Raw genomic sequence first — 25,036 nt, forward strand, 5'->3', positions numbered from 1 at the left:
TGTTAGTAATCTAATTGCAGTGTGAATGTACCGCTATAAGTACCATCAATATAATCGAGAGCCGGAGTTGTGGCATCTGTTGTTAGTGTTCCACCCACATTGAATGTTGCCTCACCATTAGCATCTACTTGGATTGTTGTTGTGGCTGCAGAGTTAGGGTTTGCACCAGTTAATACATAATAAGTAGGCGAAGCTAACACAAAGCCTGCGGTGCCAGCTGGCGCTGAGTCAGGTGCGATGGCCGTCTCAGTTGGGTTTGTGATGTTTAAGGTTGCAAAAGGTGATACACCTGAAACACTGAATGACGCTGGTGTACCAGGTACTAGGATAGCAATTTCAGCTAAAGCTGCATTTGTGCTGGCTGTCGTCGCAGATGTTGCAGGGTTAGCTGATAACACTAGCGTTGCTGTTTCTGTCGACGCTGTATCTGCTTTGGCGCGAATTGTACCAAAATCTAGGTCGCTGTCTTTTTGCAATGTAAACGCGTTTTGTACCGTTACACCAGCTTGAAAAGTAGTTTGCTCAGCAACAACGTTAAACGTTAAAAGTGCTGATGAGGTCATTAGTGCTGCTATCTTTATTGAGTTTTTCATATGCATTCCTAAGATATGATAAAAAGTTTCAACCTTTTATTCAGGTTAAATTAAGTATCGGCAAAATGCATTATTTTATTAGGAAAAAATGTACTTTTTTTATTGTTTTAAATAAAAAAGAGTAAAACGATAAATTACAAATCAACGCCTTTAAATTCAGTAGTCTCACAATGGCTATAAATAAGTTCAAAAACTTGGCAGAGTTTGTTTGCCTCTTGCTCTGTTTGTAGCGGCCCAGCGACAAGGCTATAAAGTGTTTTAGAAGCTGATGATTGCGTACTCATTTTATAACTAAGCATATTATAAAGATTAGGATAACGATTTTTAAGTTGGCCTAATTGGGCTCTCACTCCCCGCTCAACTAAGTAACTGCCAATTTTCACACCATGAGTAGGTGATTCTGTGTTTGTGGTTTCATTCAAATTTTGATTTACCGTTGTAGACACTTGCTCAGTGCTACCATAGCTAACAACTTTAGGATCGCTTTGCAGCTTTTTAGGCAGTTTATCAACGTCAACTTGTACAGCAAGTGCTTGTATTAGCATCAACAAATCAGCTTCAATGGTATTTAAATGATCTATTTGTTCTTTTTTAGTATCCCACTCAACTAAAAGTTGTTGAAGCTCCTCACGATTAATATCTGACTCTTCGTAAGAGTTTGGATCTGAGAAACTACACGCCTGTAGTAAAATAAAAAGTGTAAAGACAATAAACCGACTCATTAAAAGCTCACCCTAAAAAACGACTCTACTTCCAAGCAAAAAAAGTGCCATTATAGCACTTGTACCTGTCGAATTTCAGATAGAAAAACCATTCTTTGAATAAAAGCTAAAAGTTCACTCGGTTATCTGTATAGCTACTTACCCAGCAATCAATCCCTTGGCGCTTAATAGCTTCACAGTCAGCTTTCGCGTTCTTCAAATATTTATAACCGCCAAATTTCAAACGGTAGTAGGTGTGCTGATCTATATCTGCAACTTCCATATTCAAAATTGGGGAGCCCTGAAAAATATGGGGGGCAAGTCTTTGCATTTTTCTAAGTGCAATCGCTAAGCTTTTTTCGCTATTAACTGACGCGAGTTGAAGGGCAAATAAGTAGTTATGCTGGGCGCTGATTGATCCTGAGCTCTGAACACCACTCGTCTTGACTGCTGATAAATGTGTTGGGGGATCAATCGTAGCTGAACCGCTGGTGTGCATATTTGCTTTTAGAAAAAAAGGCGAATCAAATTGCTCACCAACAAAAGTAACCACCTTGATAGAGGCACTCAATGCGGCTAATTTATTATTTTGAAGAGATACTAAAGAATCACTGCTGCAACCAGACACAAATAGTAATGCCAACAAACACATACTATGTTGCAAAGGCTTGATGCAATGTTTCATAAACATGATTCTAAAATATACCATTGTCAATTTGCTTGTTCACAGGGCTGACTGCGCGCATGTGTTTTTCACCTTTAAGTGCACTAAAAGTTAAACTTAATTTAAAGAATCTCGCGTACTATTTTTTGTTATATTTTTAGTACTGTACTTTATTAGCCATAACAAAAACTTATTGCTTAAGTTTTCATATTAGATGACCTAAAGCAATAAAAATTAATTTCGTTAAAGGTATTTTTACAAAGTATAGCTTAATTTAGCTACCCTTGGCTGTTTGGTAAGTGCTTTACTTAACTTTCATATTAACAACACGTTAAGATAAAGATATATCAGAAAAGTCCCCAATTGAGTAATAATCAACAATTACATCTGTTATGTAAATAATAAAAAAGTGCCATATAGGCACTTTTTTATTAACTTTAATTACTTTATGGTAAACAGTTATTTAGCTAGCGACTTTATAAACTCAGTCAACTCGCCTTTAAATTCATCACGGCGTAAGGCAAATTCAACAATTGCTTTCAAATAACCAATTTTGCTGCCGCAATCATGGCTTTTGCCTTTCATTGAGTAAGCATCCACAGTCTCTTTTTCCATAAGCATAGCAATGGCATCCGTTAACTGGATTTCATCGCCTGCCCCTGCAGGCGTTTTGGCAAGTAATGGCCAAATATTCTTGCTTAGCACGTAACGACCAACCACTGCTAAATTTGATGGAGCTTGGTCGACAGGCGGCTTTTCAACCATATTTCGAATTGCAGCACTTTCACCTTGCTTAATTTTTACATCACCTAAGTCAACAACACCAAATTTATCAACTTCATTATGCGGTACTGGCTCAACCATTATTTGGCTTTCACCGGTACTTTCAAAGCGATTGATCATCTCAGCTAAGTTGTCTTTTTTAAGGTCACTCGCCACATCGTCAATAATGACATCAGGCAATATAACAACAAATGGCTCATCACCAATAATAGGCGCAGCACAGTTAATTGCGTGTCCTAACCCCTTCGCTTCCCCTTGACGTACTTGAATAATAGTAACGCCTTTTGGACAAATAGACTGTACCTCGGCAAGTAACTGACGTTTTACACGTTTTTCAAGGGTTGCCTCTAATTCAAAGCTGGTGTCAAAATGGTTCTCGATCGAGTTTTTACTCGAATGCGTAACAAGAACAATTTCTGTAATCCCTGCTGAAATCGCTTCATTTACAACGTATTGAATTAAAGGACGGTCAACAATAGGCAACATTTCTTTCGGTATGGCTTTCGTTGCCGGTAACATGCGCGTACCAAGCCCAGCAACTGGGATCACTGCTTTCATGATTTCTCCTTAAATTTATTATTCTTAAACTGAAAACGGATATTTAATCGCATCATGACACTGATAGCCAACGACTTCAAAATCATCTTTTGTAACCCATGTTTCTATATCGTCCAGCGATTTTATATTTGGGTTAATCTTCAGTTCTGGCGATGCAAAAGGCTCACGCTTAAGCTGTACATCACGCATCAACTCTAACTGGTTCTCATAGATGTGCGCATTGGCAATTTTATGATACGCCTTACCAGCTTTGTGACCGGTAATTTGCGCAACCAAAGCTAACAATACAAAGCATTGAATTTGATTGAAATTCAATCCAAGCGGCACATCACAGCTACGTTGGTATGAGGTTAAGTATAGAGTATCACCTAACAAAGAAAAGGTATGGGTATGCATACAAGGACGTAAACAACCAAGTTCAAACTCACCTGGGTTATAAAAGGTGATAATTTCACCACGGTCGTCAATGCCTTTTGATAAATTATCGATGACCTTTTTAAGCTGATCAAGGTGGCTACCATCAGGGCGTTGCCAACTGCGGCCTTGAACACCGTAAACACGCCCCATGTCGTCTTCGCCACGACGATGTGGGTTATCAAGCCACGCTTTGTTTTCGTTCGCATTCGCGTTCCATGTCATACAGCCGATGTCACGAAACTGCGCGGCACTGTCATAACCGCGTAAATAACCTAAAAGCTCAGCAATAGCAGCTTTATAAAAACTTTTACGCGTTGTGATAAGCGGAAACTTATTATTTGCCACATCATATTCAAGGTCGGCATTAATTACGGTTAAACACTTAGTGCCTGTGCGCTTATTTTCTACCCACACACCTTCATCAACAATGCGTTGACATAAATCTAAATACTGTTTCATTGCTATGCTCTTGTTATGCTTTGCTAGAGACGCGTTGCTGCGGCTTTTTATAGGCCCATATTATCAAACCTAGACCACCAATTACCATGGGAAGCGAGAGTATTTGGCCCATCGAAATCACACCAGCAAATAAACCTAAGTGGGCATCTGGCTCACGGAAATATTCAACAATGAACCTAAACGTGCCGTAACCCAATAAGAAAAGACCGGCAACACTGCCTGCTGGACGTGGCTTTTTAATAAACCACTGCAGGATTAAAAATAACACCAAGCCTTCTAAAAACGCTTCGTAAAGTTGTGACGGGTGACGCGGCTCTGGTCCACCTGTTGGGAATACAAATGCCCAAGGGACATCTGTTACACGACCCCAAAGCTCACCATTTATAAAGTTACCAATGCGCCCTGCTAATAAGCCTAACGGCACCAGTGGCACTACAAAATCACCTACCTCGAACAGTGACTTTTTACGCGTCCATGCAAATATTGCTATTGCGCTGATAACACCAAGGGTTCCGCCATGAAAAGACATGCCCCCTTGATCGATTCTAAATAAATAAAGTGGATTTTCAATAAAGTAGCTAAACTGGTAAAACAATACATAACCTATTCGGCCACCAAGAATAACCCCTAACATCCCGTAAAAAAGTAAATCGCTAACCTGTTCTTTGGTCCACCCTGAGTTTGGTTTTGCAGCTTGACGATTAGCAAGCCACATCGCTAACGCAAAACCAATTAAGTACATTAAGCCGTACCAACGCACGCTGAGGGGTCCTACTGAAAAAATAACCGGATCAATATCTGGAAATTGAAGAGCCATAAAAATAAAAACCTTTAACTAAACACCATTTTAAGTGCAATTATTACAAGTAATAACGCGAATACTTTTTTTATTGTTGTCACCGGCAAGTAATGAGTGGCTTTAGCGCCTATTGGCGCTATTAGCGACGAAGTAACTACGATGCCTAGTAACGCAGGCAGATATACAAATCCCGCAAAACCATCACTCAAAGAAGTTACCTGCCAACCTGCTGATACATAACCAACTGAGCCAAATAACGCAATGACAATACCACAAGCCGCAGCACAACCGATGGCCTTTTTTATATCTACAGAGAAATAATGCAGTAACGGCACAATTAATGCGCCACCACCAATACCGATTAAACCCGATAGCGCGCCCATTATGGCACATAAAAAACCAAGAATAGGACCCTGTGGTAAAGGTTTTTCACTTGCCGCTTTTTTTCGTGTTGATAGCACCATACGCAGTGCAATAAACACAACACTTCCTGCAAACACAAAACGTAATAATTGCTCGGGAATTAAACTCGCTGCAAACCCACTGATAAGGGCACCAATGCCAACTCCTGTCATAACCCAAGGCGCTATTTCCCAAGGGACGTTAGCATTGCGATGATGAGCAAACGCTGAAGAGGTTGATGTAAAAATAATAGAAGCAAGCGATGTCGCAATGGCAATCACTAATACATGCTCAGAATCAGCTACATTAAAAGCCACAAGTAATGCGCTCAGCGCAGGCACAATAATTAAACCACCGCCGATACCAAGCAGTCCTGCTAAAAAGCCAACAACACTGCCTATAATTGCGCAGTAAGCCATCAAAAGTATTACATCATGCATAAAACACTCATATATTCACTTTGTTATATACATATATTAAACTAATATATATACCCAAACCACCTCAAGATGCGAGTTTCAGTTGGAATTAAAAGCGATTTAGGCAAGGCATTGATTGCAAGTAATAGTGGTTCTATTGTTAAAATCAATAACGCAGTATAAATCGCTTTTAAACCAACCCTTTGGGCATTTCACAGGCACTTACTCTCATCGTTGTTACTTCTTAAAAGGGACTGCCATTGTTGCAAAGTAACGCCTTGATATTAAGCACCTGTGAAACGCTGAATTCTACATCTTGAGGTGGCTTGGGTATAGGTGCTTCACAGCACAATTTCCGATCATGTATGCTCTTGGCTAGGTGTGTAAAATAACTCACCGAGTTGATGTTCAATCATAAAATTTCGGGTTAGACGTAATACGTGCTTGGCGGTAGGTTGAATAAGACACTGCTGAAGTAAGTGTTCCATATCACTGACTTTAAGACGCCGTAATACAAACTTAATTTTACTAATCGATGCATAGTTCATACTTAAACGACGATAGCCCATTGCTATTAGTAATAAAGCGCCTTCGGGGTCTCCTCCAAGTTCACCACACAAACTAAATGGCAATTCATGGTTTTGACACTCTTGCGCTACTTTAAGCAATACTCTGAGCACACTTGGATGATACGGGTTAAATAACTCTGCAACACGCGCATTTGAACGATCAACTGCGAGCATATATTGCGTTAAGTCGTTGCTGCCCACAGAGCAAAAATCGACTTTTTGCGACCACTCTTCAAGCATAAAGACGCTAGAGGGCACTTCTAACATCACGCCTATTTCTGGGCGCTCAATTGCTTGCTCTGGAAATTGCTCTTCAAGCTCAAAATAAGCCTGCTCTAAAAGCTTAAGTGACTCTTCAACCTCTTCTGTTCCGCTAATCATAGGCAACATTATTTTTAAATTACCCAAGCCTATATTCGCTTTAAGCATAGCTTTGAGTTGATCTAAAAAGAGCTCAGGGTGATCAAGCGTTACGCGAATACCACGCCAGCCTAAAAATGGGTTTTCTTCACTGATATTGAAGTAGTCTAGAACTTTATCGCCGCCAATATCTAACGTACGCATCACCACAGGATTGGGGTGATAACATGTTAGCACCTCTCGATACCAATGTTCTTGATCTGATTGAGACGGGAATTGGCCTTTTTGCATAAACCAAGCTTCAGTTCGATATAAACCAACACCGTCACACAAGCGTTTATTATCATGCTCGGTATTCATCTCAAGGCCCGCGTTTAAAAGCAAGCTGATATGTTCACCGTCTAAGGTAATGGCCTCAAGATCTTGCTCAGCTAAAAAGCGATCATTTAAAAGGGCTTCTTGGTATTTAAGCTGACTGTATTTATCGTGCAGCGATTGTGATGGAGAGATATATAAACGCCCTGCGTAAGCATCTAAAATCATAGGTTTTCCATCAAACTGCAATAATGGTAGATCTTCAATGCCCCAAATAGCGGGAATCCCCATTGCACGAGTCAAAATAGAGGCATGACTATTTGCAGCCCCATTAACACTCACAACCCCTGCTAAATGCCCTTTTGGTACTTCGGCAAGCATAGCGGGTGTTAATGTACTGGCAATTAAAATCGTATCTTTAGGGTATGGTTTAGCTGCATATTCTGTATTGACTAGATGATGTAGCACACGCAAACCTATGTCTTTTACATCAATTGCCCGTTCTTTAATGTAAGGATCTTGCATAGCATTAAACTGTGCAACTAATTTTTCAATCACAATTTTCAACGCGCTTTTTGCGCTCCAGCCCTGTTGTAACTGGGCTTCAACATTCTGACCTAAACTTTTGGCATCAAGTAATTGTTGGTAAACATCAAAGACTGCTAACGCTTCTTTAGGAATTGAATCGCTTAACGTCATAGACAGCGTATTAAATTCATTGCGAGTAGCAGCAACAGCTTGTGTGAAAAGTTTGCGTTGTGTGCTTACGTCCTCGTCTTTTTGTAACTCTATTGAAGTAAAGTCGAGCTTGGGTAAAACAACAAACGCTTGGCCTATAGCGATCCCTGGAGCGCTCGAAACCCCTTTTAATACGGAGGTTTGATGTGAAAACTCATCGAGCCTTAGCACTTCCTTAATTTCAGCATGAGCAAGTTGTGAGGCCAGTTGTGCAGACAAAGTAATTAAAAAGGACTCTTCATCTGGACTAAATACACGGGCAAGCTTTTGCTGTACAACAATGACGCCCAGCACCTTTTTTTGATGCACTACAGGCACTGACAAGAAAGCATTGTAACCTTCTTCATTGACCTCTGGAGAGAGTTTAAAGCGGGGATGAGACTTTGCAAAAGCGATATTTATAGGCTCTTCACGCTGAGCAACAAGGCCAACGAGCCCTTCTGTAAAACCGATACGAAACTTACCGACTGCATCAGGGTTAAGACCTTGCGTGGCCATTAATACAAAGTTGTCTTGGCTGTAATCGGCAAAATAAATTGAGCAGCACTGTGTTTGCATGGCTTCTTTTACCATTTTCACAAAACACGCCAGCGCACTGTCTAAGTCCGCTTGTTGCGACACAGCCTCAGCAATGGATCTGAGCGTGGCTAACATGATGCTGCTCCTTGTATTTAAATAAAGTGACCTTTATCGTCTCTGTCGCCAATTCTCTTTATGTTGTTCTCGTTTATTAAATGGCATCGCTAATGGTGCAAACTCTTTCATTACACGGCGATAAACATCGCGCTTAAATGATACAACTTGTCGCACAGGATACCAATAACTCACCCAACGCCAATCATCAAACTCAGGATGATGTGTTTTAAGCAAGTCTACATCTTCATCTTTGCAACGTAGTTTAAGTAAAAACCATTTTTGCTTTTGTCCAATACACACAGGACTTGAGTCTCTGCGAATTAATCGTTTGGGTAATTTATAACGTAACCAATGTTTTGAACTTGCAACGATTTCAACATCTTCAGGAAGCAAGCCTACTTCTTCGTGTAATTCTCTGTACATGGTTTGCTCGGCCGTTTCACCGTCGTCCACACCACCTTGGGGAAATTGCCAAGAGTGCTGACCGTAGCGACGAGCCCAAAATACTTGTCCCTGATTATTGCAAATCACAATTCCGACATTGGCACGAAAACCTTCGGCATCAATCACCTTAGTGCCTCATTTGTAAGTCGATTTTTATTGATTGTTCCACATAACCTGCGATACAGCAAACACTATTACATCTAACATCCTGCAAGATATAAAATAATGTTTTTAACAAATCCACATAATCAATACCTTACAATTCTATTCTTGTAAAAATAGGTCTTTTACACAAAATAGCTATTTACAACAGTATTTCAACCAGCTTACCCACAGCTTGTGCATAACTTTTATAAAACATGGCTATTTTGCAAACAAATCCACAATCCTGCATTTTAAATTGCAGTTTCTCCACAGAAACTGTGGATAAACGTGTTTATATATCTGTATTTATACAGACAACTTTTTCGTTTCTTAATCCCATATGAGACTCAAAGAAACTAAAAATTATAAATTTCAATAAGTTAAAAGTTAACAAGCGTTTTTATTAGTGCTTATTCTTAGTTCAACCCAACCATGAGCAAAAAACACCCAAACACAAAGATATCCACTAAGACGCGTATTTGCTATCATGATATGGTTAATTAGACAATCAAATAAACGCCTTATGCGACCAATAAAACCCGCTTCTATAAACGAATTAATGCAACGTGTTGATGCTATTGCTGGCCTCACCCTAGGGCAGCTAGCCGAGCAATATCAGTTCAAAACTCCTGACGATTTACTACGTGAAAAAGGCTGGACCGGTCAACTAATCGAATATGTACTTGGCGCAACGGCGGGCTCTAAACCAACACCTGATTTTGAAGATTTAGGCATTGAGCTTAAAACTCTGCCAATCTCATTTAAAGGAAAGCCGCTCGAAACAACCTTTGTTTCTGTAACACCGCTACTGAATGTAACAGGCATGATTTGGCAGCAAAGTACGGTACGTAAAAAGCTCAATCATGTTTTATGGCTACCTATTTTAGGCGAGCGCGAAATACTGCCTTTTCACCGTACTATCGGCAGTGGCTTTTTATGGCAGCCAAGCGCAGAGCAAGATGCTCTTTTACAGCGTGATTGGGAAGAACAAATGGAGCTAATCGCCCTTGGTCGTGTGGATGAAATTTCAGGTCATTTGGGCGATGTTATGCAAATACGGCCAAAAGCTGCTAATAGCAAAGCGCTTACAGATGCAATTGGCCCAAATGGCCAGATAATACAAACCTTACCCCGTGGTTTTTACTTAAAAACCAGCTTTACCGGCGAGATCCTAAAACAGCAATTTCAGCTATAAAAAAACCTCCCGAAGGAGGTTTTTAAAGTCTTAATGAGCTAAGCCAGATTACTGACCTTTAACCTCTTTAAGACCGTTGTAAGGTGCTTTTTCACCTAATACTTCTTCAATGCGAAGTAATTGGTTGTACTTAGCAATACGGTCAGAACGGCTTAATGAACCCGTTTTGATTTGACCAGCTGCAGTACCTACTGCTAAATCAGCAATTGTTGCATCTTCAGTTTCACCTGAACGGTGTGAGATAACAGCTGTGAAGCCTGCGTCTTTAGCCATTTTGATAGCAGCAAGCGTTTCAGTTAATGAACCGATTTGGTTGAACTTGATTAGGATTGAGTTAGCAATACCATTATCAATACCACGCTTTAAGATCTTCGTGTTAGTAACGAAAAGGTCGTCACCTACTAATTGTACTTTGTCGCCAATTAGTTGTGTTTGGTGTGCGAAACCATCCCAATCAGACTCATCTAAGCCGTCTTCAATTGACACAATTGGGTATTGCTCAGTAAGGCCTTTAAGGAAGTGGTTGAATTCTTCAGAAGTGAATTTTTTACCTTCGCCTTTAAGGTCGTAGATATTTGCTTCTTTGTCGTAGAACTCAGATGCCGCACAGTCTAGAGCGAGTGTGATATCTTTACCAAGCTCATAACCTGCATTTGCAACAGCCACCTTGATTGCAGCAAGTGCCGCTTCGTTTGATTCAAGGTTTGGTGCAAAACCACCTTCATCACCTACTGATGTAGAATGTCCTTTAGCTTTAAGCACTTTAGCTAAGCTGTGGAATACTTCAGCGCCCATACGTAACGCTTCGCGGAAGTTTGTTGCGCCCACTGGCTGAATCATAAACTCTTGAATATCAACAGAGTTATCTGCGTGCTCACCACCGTTGATGATGTTCATCATAGGTAATGGCATTGAGTAAACACCTGGTGTGCCGTTAAGGTCTGCAATGTGCTCATAAAGCTCTACGCCTTTAGAGTTTGCAGCTGCTTTAGCCGTTGCTAAAGATACTGCTAAGATAGCGTTAGCACCTAATTTTTCTTTGTTTTCAGTGCCGTCTAAATCTAACATTACTTGGTCAACAGCTTGTTGATCAACTGCGTTTTGACCTTTAAGCGCTTCAGCGATTTCGTTATTGATATAGCCTACCGCTTTTAAAACACCTTTACCTAGGTAACGTGCTTTATCACCATCACGTAATTCAAGCGCTTCGCGAGTACCTGTTGATGCACCAGAGGGTGCTGCAGCACGGCCCCATGAACCATCAGCTAAATGTACATCAGCTTCAACAGTTGGGTTACCACGCGAGTCCATGATTTCGCGACCAATCACTTTTACGATTTCTGACATCTTGATTCCTCTTTTCCCGAAAATGGTGAGTTTGTACCAGCTTTATTCCTGCTGGCTTTTTAAAACAAATAAGCCGTGCATATAGCACGGCCTATTTAAATTACGATGACGCTTTTTGGTGAGTGTGTGCAGCTGCAACAAACCCTTCAAACAGCGGGTGACCATCACGTGGTGTTGACGTGAATTCCGGGTGGAATTGCGCGGCAATAAACCAAGGGTGATCTTTATTCTCGATGATTTCGACTAGTTTCTTATCTTCAGATAAACCAGTGAAACTCAAACCAGCTTTCTCAAGCTGCTCTACATAGTGGTTGTTTACTTCGTAACGGTGACGGTGACGTTCTACAATTTCGTCACTACCATATACTTCACTTACTTTAGAACCTGCGATTAAATGACACTTCTGTGCACCTAAACGCATAGTGCCACCTAAGTCAGATTGCTCATCACGAATTTCAACGTTACCGTCAGCATCTTGCCACTCAGTGATTAAACCAACCACAGGGTGTGCTGATTTAGCATTGAACTCGGTTGAGTTTGCACCTTCAAGGCCAGCAACGTTACGCGCATATTCAATAAGCGCCACTTGCATACCTAAACAAATGCCTAAATAAGGAACTTTGTTTTCACGTGCATATTTAGCCGCTAAAATCTTACCTTCAACACCACGGCCGCCGAAGCCACCTGGTACTAAGATAGCGTCAAGGTGAGACAGTAACTCAGTCCCTTTGCTTTCTAAGTCTTGTGAATCAACGTACTCGATGTTCACCGTTAAGCGATTTTTAAGACCCGCATGCTTTAATGCTTCGTTTACTGATTTATATGCATCTGGTAGTTCGATGTATTTACCTACCATACCAATTGTCACTTCACCTGTTGGGTTAGACTCTTGATATAACACTTGCTCCCACTCAGATAAATCTGCTTCAGGGCACTCAAGGTAGAAACGACGACATACGAAGTTATCAAGTTCTTGTGACTTAAGTAACGCAGGGATCTTATAGATGCTTTCTACGTCAGGTAATGAAATAACCGCTTTTTCTTCAACGTTAGTGAAAAGTGCGATTTTTGCACGCTCGTTATTCGGTAATTTACGATCAGAACGACAGATTAAGATATCTGGTTGAATACCAATCGAACGCAACTCTTTAACTGAATGTTGCGTTGGTTTCGTTTTCACTTCACCAGCAGGGCCTAAGAATGGCACAAGCGTCAGGTGGATAAACAATGCGCGCTCACGGCCGATTTCAGTGCCAAGCTGACGAATTGCTTCTAAGAACGGTTGTGACTCAATGTCACCCACTGTACCACCGATTTCAACGATAGCGACATCGCTACCTTCTGCACCGTCGTATACACGTTGCTTAATATCGTTTGTGATGTGTGGGATAACCTGAATAGTTGCACCAAGGTACTCACCACGACGCTCACGTCGTAGCACATCTTCATAAACACGACCTTGTGTGAAGTTGTTGCGGCTAGTCATCTTGGTACGGATGAAACGCTCATAGTGACCTAAATCAAGGTCAGTTTCTGCACCGTCTTCAGTAACATATACTTCACCGTGCTGAATTGGGCTCATAGTGCCTGGGTCAACGTTGATATAAGGATCCAGCTTTAAAATAGTCACGTTTAGACCACGTGCTTCTAAAATAGCGGCTAATGACGCTGCTGCAATACCTTTACCCAACGAAGAAACAACCCCGCCAGTAACGAAGATAAATTTTGTACTCATGCGAACCCTAGAATATCAGGAATTAAAAGGAATAATATAGAATCAAGACGGGGCGATATTATAGCAAAGGGACTGCTATCAATCCAGATAAAATTAGCAAATTAGTGCACAAAAAACGAGCGCGGGAAAAACCACTTCGAAGCATGTTACTTCGTAGGCAGTTTAATTGCTTCCCACGCCTCATCCATTTGCTCTAGTGTTGCTGTTTCTAGGCTTTGCCCTCGCGTACTTAAATAAGCCTCAACTTTTTCAAAACGTGATGTAAACTTTCTATTGGCATTTCGAAGCAATTGCTCAGGATCGCGTTTTAGATGACGGGCAACATTGACCGTTGCAAATAATAAATCACCTAACTCTTCTGCGCTGTGCTCAGAATATGGGTCCTGTTCAAGGGCTTCTTTAACTTCATCAATTTCTTCAGCAACTTTATCTAACGCACCATGATAACTTGGCCAATCAAACCCTAAGCTCGCCACGCGTTGTTGAATTTTTTTTGCTTTAGAAAGCCCAGGCATAGCATCTGGAATATCTTGCCAAAGACTCATTTGCGGTGAAGCTGTTTTTTCTGCTCGCTCCTGAGCTTTAATGGCCTGCCACTGCGTCGAAAGTTCAGCGTCGGTCAGCTCACTTTGCTCTGCAAAGACATGTGGATGACGACGGACTAATTTCTCATTAAGCGTATTTGCCACATCGGCAAAATCAAATAAGCCCTGCTCTTTAGCAAGTTGCGCATAAAAAATGACTTGAAACAGTAAATCACCAAGCTCACTTTTAAGCTCGCTAAGCTCACCTTTTTCAATGCAGTCTGCAACTTCGTAAGCTTCTTCAAGGGTGTGCGGCACTATTGATTTAAAGTCTTGTTTTAAATCCCACGGGCACCCAGATTCTGGGTCCCGTAGTTTTTCCATTATCGCTAATGACTGCTCAATAATCTGTTTATTTGACATTATGCGTGTCCACGCTTTGCATCATGCACACCTTCAATTTGATGTAATTTAGACAATAAGCGGTTTGTGCTCGATAAGTCGTGCACTTCAACTTGCATTGAGAATAACGCTAATTGCTTATCTTCAACGGTGTTGACATTCATATTGAGCACATTCACTTTTTCATTCGCAAGCACAGAACTAATGTCTCTTATAAGTCCTGATCTATCGGTTGCTTCAACTTTAATCGTCAACGCATATGAGCCGTTAACATCATCAGACCAACTCACAGAAATCACTCGCTCTGGGTGTTTCTCTTTTAGTTTATTAAATGAATCACAGTCTTCACGGTGTACGGCAATACCACGGCCTTGAGTAATGTAACCGATGATTTCATCACCAGGTACTGGTCGGCAGCACTTAGCAACGTGACTCATTAAGCTACCGACGCCATCCACCACAATGCCGTTTTTATCACCATTAACACTTTTTGGCTTTTTGAGTTTTATTTGTGGCTCATCGTCATCACGATCACTGATAAAGTTGAGAAGTTGATTAAGACGCACATCCCCAGCGCCAACGGCCACCATTAAGTCATCTAGGCCACGCAAATTAAAACGCTCAATTGCAGGGGTTAAATCTTTTGTTGTCAGCTCCAGTTTTTGCAGCTCAGTTTCAAGAATTTCTTTACCTGCACTTAAATTTTTATCGCGATCAAGCTGTTTAAACCAATGATGTATTTTTGAGCGAGCGCGTGACGACTTAATATAACCTAGGGATGGATTTAACCAGTCTCGACTTGGATTAGCTTGTTTTTGCGTTAAAATTTCAACTTGATCGCCGGTGCTAAGCTGATGGGTAAACGGCACTATTTTGCCGAAAATTTTAGCACCTATACAGCGATGTCCCACATTTGAATGAATGTAGTAAGCAAAATCAAGCGGTGTTGCACCCAGTGGTAAATCGAAAATGTCACCTTTTGGCGTGAACACATAAACACGGTCTTCAACTACTTGGTTTTTAAGCTCTTCAGCTAAGTCACTACCATCAACAACCTCTTCTTGCCATTGTAGTAATTTACGTAACCAACTAATTTTTTGCTCGTAGCCCGAACCACGTCCAGGCAATGCACCTTCTTTATACATCCAATGCGCAGCCACACCCAACTCGGCATCTTGATGCATTTCGCTTGTGCGAATTTGAATTTCAACAGTTTTGCCTTCAGGGCCAAATACCACGGTATGAATTGACTGATAGCCATTTTGTTTTGGCGTTGCAATATAATCGTCAAATTCTTTATTTAAATGGCGCCAATTAGTATGCACGATACCTAATGCTGCGTAACAATCCTGTAGCCGCTCTACCACAATCCGCATGGCACGAATATCAAACAACTGATCAAACTCGTAGTTCTTTTGCGCCATTTTTTTGTAAATACTGTAGATATGTTTAGGTCGACCATATACTTCACCTTCAATACCCGCTTCAGCCAAGCGTGATTTTACTAAAGCAACCATGTTTTCCATGTAAGCTTCACGAGCAAGGCGCTTATCATCAAGCTGTTTTGCGATGTTTTTATAGGTGTCTGGGTGCAGGTAACGGAACGAAAGATCTTCAAGCTCCCATTTAAGCTGACCAATTCCTAAGCGGTTAGCAAGAGGCGCAAAGATATCGCGTGTTTCCTTAGCGGCAATGACACGCTCTTCTTCACTGGCGTCTTTTACATCACGTAAGTGGCATACTTGTTCCGCTAACTTAATTACCACGGCACGCACATCTTCAACCATGGCTAACAACATACGGCGGATATTGTCGATTTGCACAGTGCCCTTGCCTTGGTGAGCCAAGGTACTGATCGTCGCCATTTGGCTTACGCCTGTAAGTAATAACGCAACGTGATTACCTAGCTTTTCTGTGACTGTCTCAATCGAAATTTTTTCAGCTAAGAAGTAAGGCGTTAAAAATGCCGTAGCCAATGAGTCCGCATCTAAATTCAGTTCAGCTAAAATCTCCACCATTTCAATGGCGGTATTCTGACGTTTCGTATCGTCACAATGTAGGCACAGCTCATGAGCCTGTTCTAATAAGGTAGTTTTGTCTTCTGTTAGCGCTAACAGCTCGATACGGCTGGCAAAATCACTCTGCTTTGTAAGCTGATGTGATTGTCTAGTAGCTACCATAGTGCGCTTTACCTCCTATGAAATAACGCCATTGTTTCGATATGCCCCGTATGTGGAAACATATTCATAAGCCCAATTTTTTTAATGCTAAAGCCTGCTTGTAACATAATTGCACTGTCACGGGCTAAAGTAACAGGATCACAAGAGACATATAAAATCGTTTTAAACTGAGTAAGCGGTAATTGCTCTAAAATAGCCATCGCACCTGTGCGTGATGGGTCAAGTACTAACACATCAAGTTCAGCACTAAACCAAGCAGCAGATTGCATCGATTGAGTTAAATCAAAGCAGTAAAAATCAGTATTCGATAATGAGTTAGTGTGCGCATTTTGTTTCGCTAATGCAACCGCAGAATCTACTCCTTCGACACCAATAACGTGTTTTGCATACTTTGCAAGCAGTAATGAAAAATTACCGATTCCACAAAACAAATCCAACACTTGTTCATGACCTTGCAAATCTAACCACTCTTTTGCTTGATTAAGCATAGCTTGATTCACTTGTGGATTAACTTGAATAAAGTTTTCAAGGCCAAATTCAAAGGTTAAATCATATTTAGGTATAGTGTAGTACGGCACCGGATAGTGTGACTGATCAATCTGCCCACTTTCTGATTGCCAAACAATTAACCATTGTTGTTCTTGGCAAGCTTGAGCAACTAATGACTTAAGCTCTTCACTTATTGGTTTTGTATGTCGGATAACCACAAAAGCAGCATTATCAGCCTCACACAATTGTAAGTGAGTTATACTTTGTAAGCCTTTGTGCGTATTGATAAGTAAATCAAATAGGGTAAATAAATCACTAAATGTGCTAGTTAACACATCACATTGATTAATACTCACCAGTTGCTTCGAGCCTTGTGCACGATAACCTACACGCATTTTTTTAGCTGCTTTATCATGCATTACAGCAATGCGAGCCGAACGCCTGTAATGCTGCATATCACTGGTCAGTGGCTTTTCCCAGTTTAAGCTAGTGACCTTAGCAAACTTCGCAAACAGCTGACTCACAGCAGCTTGCTTCTCAACTAATTGTTGAGAAGCATCTAAGTGCTGTAACTGACATCCCCCACACACCTGATAATGTTCACAAAATGGTTTAACTCGATATTCAGATGCATGAAGCACTTTTTTACAATCTGCGCTGGCAAAACGAGCTTTGTCTTCAACAAGTTGCGCTTTAACCTCTTCACTTGGCAGCGCACCATTTACAAAACACACTTTATTATTATGTTTTGCAACCCCACGCCCTTGATGATCCATTGCTGTAACCGATAACGTGATCATTTTTTGTGAAACGGATTTCTTCTTGGCTTTGAAAATCTGTGCCATCGGACAACACCTTAATTATTGATAAAGCGGGAGTAAGTATATACTCTTAAACAACGATAATAATGACAACAACCTATTTTATGACTAAATTTGGCTTACGTGATTCAGTCTTAACCCTAACCTTGATACCGACTGTAATCATAGGCTTGTTGCTGGGCGGTTATTTTACAATAAATCGTTACATTGAGCTCGATGAAATTTTATATCAACAAGGTGTAACAATTATCGAGCCACTTGCCATTGCCGTAGAGCAACCTCTGCTAAAGCGTAATAAAACTTTACTTACACGCTTGGTAAGTCATACCCATAACAAACACGCACCTGCTATACAGTCGATCGCCATATTTGATGAAAATAACGAACTGGTTATTTTTAGTAAGTATCAAAATGAATTTAAAGATATCGATACAAACAACTCGGCAGCACTTGAGGGTATCAATGTCAAAAGCTCTAAGCATTATTTAACCTTCTCAACGGCTATTATTAATCATAGTCGCCAAGATATGATTTGGAATCATCATAGTTACCAAGCATCACTTGGCACTGTCGTCATTATGCTTAACAAGCAGCAAGCAATTATCGGCCAGCAACGCGCACTACTTGTAAGTGGAATTGTTATTATTTTAGCCTTGGTACTTGCCACAATTTTAGCATTTAGGCTAACTCGCATGTTTGTTCAGCCTCTTAATAAGTTAGTACTCGCTACCGATAAGTTGATTGAAGGTAAAGTTGATACCGGCCTCGACAAGAAAATGTTTGGCGAATTTGAACTACTTCGAGAAGGGCTCAATACTATTTCGCACACCATGGTGATGCAACGAGACGAAATGCAAAAGCATATTGACCAAGCAACCTCTGATTACCGCGAAACCCTTGAACAATATGAAACACAAAATATTCAGTTAAGTATTGCTAAAAAAGACGCACAAGATGCTAACCGTGTTAAGTCTGACTTTTTAGCAAAAATGAGTCATGAACTCAGAACCCCTCTAAATGGGGTAATTGGCTTTACTCGCCAGTTATACAAAACACCGCTAAATAAGCATCAAAAAGATTACTTAGATACCATAGAGCTTTCTGCAAATAGCTTAATGACGATTATCAGTGATATTTTAGATTTCTCTAAGTTAGAAGCGGGTGCGATGGAGTTGGAATCAATGCAATTTCAACTTCGCGATACAATTAATGAGGTGCTGACCTTACTAGCGCCTAGTGCCCATGAAAAGCAGCTAGAGTTATCAATATTTATCCATCCGCATGTGCCTGATAACCTCACCGGCGACCCAACACGCTTTAAACAAGTTTTGATTAACCTTTTAAGCAACGCTATAAAATTCACCGAAAAAGGTTCTATAAAAGTGGATGTTGGTCATCGTTTATTAGATGAAGAACGCGCATCTATCTTGGTATCAGTCACCGATACAGGGGTGGGCATTCCAATGGATAAACAAGACGCCCTATTCACCCCATTTGGCCAAGCTGATTCAAGTATTACGCGTAAGTTTGGCGGCACAGGCCTTGGTTTAATTATTACTAAACACATTGTTGAAGCCATGAATGGTCGAATAACCTTAAACTCAGCACCTGGGAATGGCACCTGTTTTACATTTAATGCTGTATTTAGAACACCAAGCAATTCGATTACCAGTGATTTACCAACACAGTCATTGATCAATAAGCGTATTCTTTATTTAGAACCTCACGAGCATACTCACCAAGCAACATTATCATTGTTAAATGAATGGCAAACACAGGTCACGCCTTGTACCGATGAAGAAACTTTTCTCAATGAAATCAACAAGGACTTTAGCTACGACATTTGTATCATCGGCCACACAGCAACGATTGACGATATGCAGCAACTTAAGAGTTATGTAAAGGCTGTACGCCCTGTAACCGACTACTTATACATTATGCTCAATACTGTATCTCACAATATGCGTGAGGCTTTTGTTGGTAGCGGTGCTGACGCCTGTTTAAGTAAGCCGCTTAATCACCGTAAGCTATGTGAAGTGCTTGCTGCACCTTACCGGCTTGATCACCCTGTGCATAATATCGAACAAGGTGATGAAAAGTTATTGCCGCTAAAAGTACTGGTTGTTGACGATAACGACGCTAACTTAAAACTTATTTGTACCCTGCTTGAAGAGCAAATAGAACTTATAGATACAGCACATAACGGTTCGCAAGCTTATAGCTTGAGTAAAAGCCATAAGTACGACTTAATATTTATGGACATCCAAATGCCTATTATGGATGGTATTACAGCATGCAAACTTATTCGTGAATCTTCACTCAATGAAGATACCCCAATCATTGCTGTCACAGCGCATGCTTTGAGCGGTGAAAAAGAGCAACTTCTCAAAGATGGCTTTAAAGGTTATTTAACTAAGCCAATTGATGAAGACATGTTAAAACAAATAATCAGCGATCACAGTCCGCAGTCGCCTATTAATAGAGAACGGAGCAAAGCAGTTACAGCTCAATCGGAGCCTCCTTTTGAAAGTATACGCCTAGATTGGCAGCTCGCGCTACAACGTGCAGGTGGCAAAGAAGAGCTCGCACTTGAAATGCTTAATATGCTGCTACTCAGTGTGCCGGAAACTCTGCGTCTTCTTAATGAAGCAATTGAAAAAGAAGACTGTGAACATGTACTTAGCATTGTTCATAAGTTCCATGGTGCATGCTGCTACACCGGTGTACCTAAGCTAAAATCACTTGCCGAAACACTAGAAACCTCACTTAAAAGTGATTGTGACCTAAATTACATTGAGCCTGAGTTATTTGAGTTGATTGATGAGCTAAATAACTTGTTAAATGATGCAGGAATGACGGTTCAGCAAGGATAACAGCATGCGGCTGTATGCTCTAAATGTGAATTTTATAAGGAACCTGTTGTGTATTTTGTTTTACTGATCGTCTTTAGTGCGATTTCGCTCGCTTGGTTTTTTCATCTTTATACTAAGCTAAGCAAAGTCGCTAATAATTACGTAAAGACTAACTACACACAGCAATGGCAAGACTATAACAATAAAGCAAGGTTAACGAAGGAGAAACCAAACTCCATTATTTTTCATTCAATTAGAAAGGGAGAGCTATCGACATTGGGTGACGAAGTATTGCAGAACTATAAGAAAAAGCACCAGTATTTAACCACCCTGCTATGTCTTTCTCCCTTGTTATCATCAGTGCTTGCACAGTTGATCATTTATTTGCTCAAATAAAAACGCGGAGCAGTTTTAACATGCTCCGCGTTTTAAAACTCAGTGACTAAAGCTCAATTATAAACGCGCCTCAATCATTAAACGCTTCATATCGCTCACTGCTTTTTCTAAACCATCAATTGCTGCACGAGCAATAATTGCATGACCAATGTTCAACTCGTAGATTTCTGGCATTGCTGCAATCGGTTTTACGTTGTGGTAATGAAGGCCATGACCCGCATTGACGATTAAGCCAAGGCTGTCGGCATATTGTACGCCACTACGAATGCGCTCAAGCTCTGTGTGAAGCGCTTGGTCATTTTCTGCATCAGCATAAGCACCGGTATGAATTTCAACATAAGGCGCATTACAGGCTTTTGCAGCATCAAGTTGCGCGTTGTCGGCATCAATGAATAACGACACCTTAATACCCGCTGCTGTTAGTTTTTCTGTCGCTGTTTTTACTTTTTCAAAGTTAGCCACTACGTCAAGGCCGCCTTCGGTAGTAAGCTCTTCACGCTTTTCCGGCACCAAACACACATAAGCTGGTTTCACTTCAAGGGCAATATCAATCATTTCATCAGTTACGGCAATTTCAAGGTTCATACGTGTTTGAATCGTTTTTGCCATTACATACACGTCACGATCTTGAATATGACGACGGTCTTCACGTAAATGAATGGTAATGCCATCTGCACCTGCATGTTCAGCAACCGCGGCCGCATGGGCTGGATCTGGGTAGCTTGTGCCACGCGCTTGACGTAAAGTGGCAATATGATCAACGTTTACACCAAGAAGAATATCTTTCATTTTTTTACCTGTTTAAAACAACGATTCATGGCTGAGTTTCAGCCTATTTAATAAATAACTCACGGCTTTTTAATGGCTTTTTGCCAAGTAAAGGCTTAAGTAGATATCGGCTTAATTGCTTTGCCATATATAACACATCTGGCGCGCTAAAGTCATGGGCAGCAATAGCATTTAATTGCTTTCCAGAAAAGCCACTGTGGGGGTCGTCATGCAACAAAAAGCCGTATTCAGCAAAATACTGGTAATTTGCTGCATCGTTAATTTCATCCCCTTGCGCATCCACACTGAAATCAACGCCATAACCAAGCATTTCAAGTAACTGAAACTCGTATGAGCGCAGCACAGCTTGTAGGTTTTTAGTTGTCGATAACTCGTCTAAATGCTGCTTATAAAGATGATAAACACTTTCCATCGGCTCATTGATTGGTACGATACGATTAGTTAATTCGTTCAAATAGAAACCGCAATAGAGCTCGGTGCCAGTCAGCATAGTTTGGCCGTCATGGGGTTCAAAGTGATTAATGTATTTTAAATCTGATTTGCCGCTGTACTTAACCAGCAGTGATTGGAAGGGTTGCAGTTGTGCTTTATGTTTAGTGGCCAAGCGGCCACTAATACGAGCCAGCATTCTGAGCTGACCAACGCCTTCTACCAGCATATCTAGCATGACTTGCGAGTCACTAAAAGGACGTCGATGCAGCAAGTATGCTGTGTAGAATTCGCTATCCATGGCGTGTAGACTTTACTTAATCTTCACCATAGCCAAGGCTACGTAGTGCACGCTCATCGTCAGCCCAGCCTGATTTCACTTTTACCCAAAGCTCTAAGAACACTTTATTATCAAGCATGTCTTCAAGGTCCTTACGAGCTTCACGGCCAATCACTTTAAGCTTTTCGCCTTTATTGCCAATGACCATGCGCTTTTGCGTTTCACGCTCAACGAGGATCAGACCATTAATTTGCCAAACACCGTTTTCTTGCCATTTAAATTGCTCGATTTCAACAGTCACTGAATATGGAAGCTCATCACCCATAAAACGCATCAGCTTTTCACGGATCACTTCTGCCGCCATAAAGCGCATTGAACGGTCTGTGACATAGTCTTCAGGGAAATAAAATTCACAAAGCGGTAAGCGCTTTTTCACTTCATCTTTGATGAGTTCAATATTTTTTCCCTGCTTTGCAGAGACAGGCATGATACCAACGAAGTCAAATTTACCGCCCAAAAACTGCATATGCGGCAGTACTAAATCACGATCTTTTACTTGGTCAATTTTATTCATAACCAATAACACCGGGCGACCGCTTTGACGTACTTTATTAAGTACCATCTCATCGTCATCATTCCAGTGTGTACCTTCAACCACGAAAATGATCAGCTCCACATCACCAATTGAGCTTGATGCTGCACGATTCATTAAACGGTTAATGGCACGTTTTTCGTCAACGTGTAAGCCTGGCGTATCTACATACACGGCTTGGTATTTGCCTTCTGTATGAATACCCATAATACGATGACGTGTGGTTTGTGGTTTACGCGAGGTAATACTCACCTTTTGCTCAACAATGTAGTTAAGTAAAGTTGATTTACCCACATTTGGACGGCCAACAATGGCAATCATCCCGCAGTGCGTATCAAGCTCTGCAGGCTCTTTGCTAATTAAATCATCAAGATTCATTTTTAAGTATCTTTAAGGCTTTTTCAGCAGCTTTTTGCTCCGCTTTACGACGCGAGCTACCTACTGAGATAATGCTATCCATCCCTTCAACAATACATTCAACCGTGAATGTTTGATTGTGCGCTTGACCTTTTGTATCAATAACAGTGTAGCCTGGTAACGATAACTTGCGCGCTTGTAAGTATTCTTGAAGTAATGTCTTTGGATCTTTCTGATTTAACCCCGGTGAAATTGCATCAAGTCGCGATTCATACCAGCTTAAAATCAACTCACCACATTGTTCAATGTTTGAATCAAGGAACACGGCACCAATAATGGCCTCGACTGCGTCGGCTAAAGTCGACTCACGGCGAAAACCACCGCTTTTAAGCTCACCAGGGCCCAAACGCAAGTAATCACCTAAGCCAAACTCAAGGCCAAATTCAGCCAGTGTTTGACCACGCACTAAGGTTGAGCGCATGCGACTTAAGTCACCTTCTCGCGCTTTAGGGAATTTGCTGTAAAGCGCATTCGCAATCACAAAGCTCAATATAGAATCACCTAAAAACTCTAAGCGTTCGTTATGTTGACCTTTGTGGCTACGGTGCGTCATTGCCTGTTCAAGCAAGGCTTGATCAGTGAATGTATAACCTATTTTTTTGTATAACTCTGTTACGTTTTTTTTCATCGTTACTGAATATTACCTAGGCGTTCAAAACGAACACCAGTTGGAACCCAGCTTGGTAAGAAGTCATCTGGGCCATTTTCAAATTCAAAACTCATCCATATAAAGACGGCTTTACCTACCAGGTTTTCTTTTGGCACAAAGCCCCAAAAGCGACTGTCTTGGCTGTTATCACGATTATCACCCATCATAAAGTAATGATCAGCAGGAACAACCCACTCATCTGAGCGTGTACCTGGTTGTTGATAATAACGGCCTTTCATTTCAAGCGCTTCTGGGTTAATCAAGATGTTATGATTCACTGTGCCTAGATTTTCATCTAAGCGAACTAAATTCATAGACCCTTGCTTGAATTCGTCACTATTGAGAATTTCCATATCAATTTTATTGTATTCATTACACAACAACTCACCTTGCTGCGTTGCTCCATCCTCACACTTAGGTTGGATATAAAGGTGCTTATTGCGATAAACTATTTTATCCCCAGGTAAACCAACAGCGCGTTTAATATAATCAACACGTTCATCCAAAGGATATTTAAATACAACTATATCACCACGCTCTGGCTCATCAACATCAACGAGTTGAGTGCGCCATACTGGATCTTTAATACCATATGAGTACTTCTGAACCAATATAAAGTCACCAACCAATAGCGTTGGCATCATCGAACCTGATGGTATCTGAAACGGCTCAAAAATAAATGAACGAAAAATTGTAATTGCGGCGATCATCGGGAAGATTGATTTTGCCGTTTCAGTAATACTTGGTTCTGGCGCAATTAATGCGGCAGTTTCTTCGTCTAGCTTACCGCCCGACGCATTTTGAGCAAGGGCGATGCGTTGTTGACGCTTTGGTGCAAACATAAAATGGTCAATTAACCAGATTAGCCCTGAGCCAAGCGTTAACAACACTAAAAAAATCGAAAAATAACCCGCCATGCATTAATTCCTTTATTAACT

The 25,036-nt window shown here is 41.0% G+C and carries 22 protein-coding genes; 3 read left to right on the plus strand and 19 right to left on the minus strand.

The window, feature by feature from the left end; genetic code table 11:
• Positions 1-2 precede the first annotated feature (2 nt).
• The 9 genes from LY624_RS12465 to rppH form a co-directional block, all read right to left on the minus strand.
• A complete protein-coding gene (locus LY624_RS12465; protein ID WP_062569678.1) occupies positions 3-593 on the minus strand; it encodes a DUF4402 domain-containing protein in 591 nt (196 codons plus the stop codon).
• A gap of 134 nt (positions 594-727) precedes the next feature.
• Positions 728-1,315, minus strand: coding sequence for an SPOR domain-containing protein (locus tag LY624_RS12470; protein ID WP_341803099.1), 588 nt, complete (start codon positions 1,313-1,315; stop codon positions 728-730).
• A gap of 106 nt (positions 1,316-1,421) precedes the next feature.
• Complete coding sequence (locus LY624_RS12475; RefSeq protein WP_341803100.1) at positions 1,422-1,979, minus strand: SPOR domain-containing protein; 558 nt, start codon at positions 1,977-1,979, stop codon at positions 1,422-1,424.
• A 438-nt stretch (positions 1,980-2,417) separates the two neighbouring features.
• Positions 2,418-3,299 carry a UTP--glucose-1-phosphate uridylyltransferase GalU gene (gene galU, locus LY624_RS12480; protein WP_341803101.1) on the minus strand — a complete coding sequence of 294 codons (882 nt, stop codon included), beginning with the start codon at positions 3,297-3,299 and terminating at the stop codon, positions 2,418-2,420.
• A 24-nt stretch (positions 3,300-3,323) separates the two neighbouring features.
• A complete protein-coding gene (locus LY624_RS12485) occupies positions 3,324-4,175 on the minus strand; it encodes a thymidylate synthase (RefSeq protein WP_237118110.1) in 852 nt (283 codons plus the stop codon).
• A 13-nt stretch (positions 4,176-4,188) separates the two neighbouring features.
• Positions 4,189-4,992 (minus strand): prolipoprotein diacylglyceryl transferase, encoded by an 804-nt coding sequence (gene lgt, locus LY624_RS12490; protein WP_130150434.1) that lies wholly within the window; start codon positions 4,990-4,992, stop codon positions 4,189-4,191.
• A gap of 14 nt (positions 4,993-5,006) precedes the next feature.
• A complete protein-coding gene (locus LY624_RS12495; RefSeq protein ID WP_341803102.1) occupies positions 5,007-5,816 on the minus strand; it encodes a sulfite exporter TauE/SafE family protein in 810 nt (269 codons plus the stop codon).
• A 338-nt stretch (positions 5,817-6,154) separates the two neighbouring features.
• Positions 6,155-8,431 (minus strand): phosphoenolpyruvate--protein phosphotransferase, encoded by a 2,277-nt coding sequence (gene ptsP, locus LY624_RS12500; RefSeq protein ID WP_130150432.1) that lies wholly within the window; start codon positions 8,429-8,431, stop codon positions 6,155-6,157.
• Between the two features lie 33 nt (positions 8,432-8,464).
• Positions 8,465-8,983, minus strand: a complete 519-nt coding sequence (gene rppH, locus LY624_RS12505) for an RNA pyrophosphohydrolase (RefSeq protein WP_062569670.1) — start codon at positions 8,981-8,983, stop codon at positions 8,465-8,467.
• 541 nt (positions 8,984-9,524) lie between these two features.
• On the opposite strand from rppH, the gene mutH reads away from it, so the two are divergent.
• A complete protein-coding gene (gene mutH, locus LY624_RS12510; RefSeq protein WP_341803103.1) occupies positions 9,525-10,196 on the plus strand; it encodes a DNA mismatch repair endonuclease MutH in 672 nt (223 codons plus the stop codon).
• Positions 10,197-10,244: 48 nt separating this feature from the next.
• Here mutH and eno read toward each other — a convergent pair whose 3' ends face one another.
• From eno to rlmD, 5 genes are all read right to left on the minus strand, one after another.
• Entirely contained in the window at positions 10,245-11,543 is a 1,299-nt protein-coding gene (eno, locus tag LY624_RS12515) for a phosphopyruvate hydratase (protein WP_341803104.1), read from the minus strand.
• A 100-nt stretch (positions 11,544-11,643) separates the two neighbouring features.
• On the minus strand, positions 11,644-13,278 hold the full coding sequence (locus tag LY624_RS12520; protein ID WP_062569668.1) for a CTP synthase: 1,635 nt from the start codon (positions 13,276-13,278) through the stop codon (positions 11,644-11,646).
• A gap of 146 nt (positions 13,279-13,424) precedes the next feature.
• A complete protein-coding gene (mazG, locus tag LY624_RS12525) occupies positions 13,425-14,225 on the minus strand; it encodes a nucleoside triphosphate pyrophosphohydrolase (RefSeq protein ID WP_341803105.1) in 801 nt (266 codons plus the stop codon).
• The gene (relA, locus tag LY624_RS12530; protein ID WP_341803106.1) at positions 14,225-16,384 is read right to left on the minus strand and encodes a GTP diphosphokinase; all 2,160 of its coding nucleotides are present in this window, start codon (positions 16,382-16,384) and stop codon (positions 14,225-14,227) included. The genes mazG and relA overlap by 1 nt, the downstream gene beginning before the upstream one ends.
• Positions 16,385-16,392: 8 nt before the next feature.
• Entirely contained in the window at positions 16,393-17,718 is a 1,326-nt protein-coding gene (gene rlmD, locus LY624_RS12535) for a 23S rRNA (uracil(1939)-C(5))-methyltransferase RlmD (protein ID WP_341803107.1), read from the minus strand.
• 80 nt (positions 17,719-17,798) lie between these two features.
• On the opposite strand from rlmD, the gene barA reads away from it, so the two are divergent.
• Together barA and LY624_RS12545 are read left to right on the plus strand one after the other, a co-directional pair.
• Positions 17,799-20,567 (plus strand): two-component sensor histidine kinase BarA, encoded by a 2,769-nt coding sequence (gene barA, locus LY624_RS12540; RefSeq protein ID WP_341804408.1) that lies wholly within the window; start codon positions 17,799-17,801, stop codon positions 20,565-20,567.
• A 48-nt stretch (positions 20,568-20,615) separates the two neighbouring features.
• Positions 20,616-20,942, plus strand: coding sequence for a hypothetical protein (locus LY624_RS12545; RefSeq protein ID WP_341803108.1), 327 nt, complete (start codon positions 20,616-20,618; stop codon positions 20,940-20,942).
• Positions 20,943-20,999: 57 nt separating this feature from the next.
• Here LY624_RS12545 and pdxJ read toward each other — a convergent pair whose 3' ends face one another.
• Genes pdxJ through lepB form a run of 5 tightly spaced genes read right to left on the minus strand, consistent with a single transcriptional unit; the run spans position 21,000 to position 25,015 of the window.
• Positions 21,000-21,731 (minus strand): pyridoxine 5'-phosphate synthase, encoded by a 732-nt coding sequence (pdxJ, locus tag LY624_RS12550; RefSeq protein ID WP_341803109.1) that lies wholly within the window; start codon positions 21,729-21,731, stop codon positions 21,000-21,002.
• A 43-nt stretch (positions 21,732-21,774) separates the two neighbouring features.
• On the minus strand, positions 21,775-22,461 hold the full coding sequence (gene recO, locus LY624_RS12555; protein ID WP_341803110.1) for a DNA repair protein RecO: 687 nt from the start codon (positions 22,459-22,461) through the stop codon (positions 21,775-21,777).
• A 16-nt stretch (positions 22,462-22,477) separates the two neighbouring features.
• Entirely contained in the window at positions 22,478-23,410 is a 933-nt protein-coding gene (gene era / locus LY624_RS12560) for a GTPase Era (RefSeq protein WP_130150424.1), read from the minus strand.
• Positions 23,400-24,077: a ribonuclease III gene (gene rnc / locus LY624_RS12565; protein WP_062569660.1), complete on the minus strand. Its 678-nt coding sequence runs from the start codon at positions 24,075-24,077 to the stop codon at positions 23,400-23,402. Before rnc ends, era begins: the two co-directional genes overlap by 11 nt.
• 2 nt (positions 24,078-24,079) lie before the next feature.
• The gene (lepB, locus tag LY624_RS12570; RefSeq protein WP_341803112.1) at positions 24,080-25,015 is read right to left on the minus strand and encodes a signal peptidase I; all 936 of its coding nucleotides are present in this window, start codon (positions 25,013-25,015) and stop codon (positions 24,080-24,082) included.
• Between the last annotated feature and the right edge of the window lie 21 nt (positions 25,016-25,036).

Origin of the sequence: Pseudoalteromonas sp. N1230-9, assembly GCF_032716425.1 — a bacterium.
Classification (GTDB): Bacteria; Pseudomonadota; Gammaproteobacteria; order Enterobacterales; family Alteromonadaceae; genus Pseudoalteromonas.

Bases quoted from the DNA above. Each gene is read 5' to 3' on its own strand.
- LY624_RS12465 (WP_062569678.1), bottom strand. From the start codon at position 593: ATGAAAAACTCAATAAAGATAGCAGCACTAATGACCTCATCAGCACTT.
- LY624_RS12470 (WP_341803099.1), bottom strand. From the start codon at position 1,315: ATGAGTCGGTTTATTGTCTTTACACTTTTTATTTTACTACAGGCGTGT.
- LY624_RS12475 (WP_341803100.1), bottom strand. From the start codon at position 1,979: ATGAAACATTGCATCAAGCCTTTGCAACATAGTATGTGTTTGTTGGCA.
- galU (WP_341803101.1), bottom strand. From the start codon at position 3,299: ATGAAAGCAGTGATCCCAGTTGCTGGGCTTGGTACGCGCATGTTACCG.
- LY624_RS12485 (WP_237118110.1), bottom strand. From the start codon at position 4,175: ATGAAACAGTATTTAGATTTATGTCAACGCATTGTTGATGAAGGTGTG.
- lgt (WP_130150434.1), bottom strand. From the start codon at position 4,992: ATGGCTCTTCAATTTCCAGATATTGATCCGGTTATTTTTTCAGTAGGA.
- LY624_RS12495 (WP_341803102.1), bottom strand. From the start codon at position 5,816: ATGCATGATGTAATACTTTTGATGGCTTACTGCGCAATTATAGGCAGT.
- ptsP (WP_130150432.1), bottom strand. From the start codon at position 8,431: ATGTTAGCCACGCTCAGATCCATTGCTGAGGCTGTGTCGCAACAAGCG.
- mutH (WP_341803103.1), top strand. From the start codon at position 9,525: ATGCGACCAATAAAACCCGCTTCTATAAACGAATTAATGCAACGTGTT.
- eno (WP_341803104.1), bottom strand. From the start codon at position 11,543: ATGTCAGAAATCGTAAAAGTGATTGGTCGCGAAATCATGGACTCGCGT.
- LY624_RS12520 (WP_062569668.1), bottom strand. From the start codon at position 13,278: ATGAGTACAAAATTTATCTTCGTTACTGGCGGGGTTGTTTCTTCGTTG.
- mazG (WP_341803105.1), bottom strand. From the start codon at position 14,225: ATGTCAAATAAACAGATTATTGAGCAGTCATTAGCGATAATGGAAAAA.
- relA (WP_341803106.1), bottom strand. From the start codon at position 16,384: ATGGTAGCTACTAGACAATCACATCAGCTTACAAAGCAGAGTGATTTT.
- rlmD (WP_341803107.1), bottom strand. From the start codon at position 17,718: ATGGCACAGATTTTCAAAGCCAAGAAGAAATCCGTTTCACAAAAAATG.
- barA (WP_341804408.1), top strand. From the start codon at position 17,799: ATGACTAAATTTGGCTTACGTGATTCAGTCTTAACCCTAACCTTGATA.
- pdxJ (WP_341803109.1), bottom strand. From the start codon at position 21,731: ATGAAAGATATTCTTCTTGGTGTAAACGTTGATCATATTGCCACTTTA.
- recO (WP_341803110.1), bottom strand. From the start codon at position 22,461: ATGGATAGCGAATTCTACACAGCATACTTGCTGCATCGACGTCCTTTT.
- era (WP_130150424.1), bottom strand. From the start codon at position 23,410: ATGAATCTTGATGATTTAATTAGCAAAGAGCCTGCAGAGCTTGATACG.
- rnc (WP_062569660.1), bottom strand. From the start codon at position 24,077: ATGAAAAAAAACGTAACAGAGTTATACAAAAAAATAGGTTATACATTC.
- lepB (WP_341803112.1), bottom strand. From the start codon at position 25,015: ATGGCGGGTTATTTTTCGATTTTTTTAGTGTTGTTAACGCTTGGCTCA.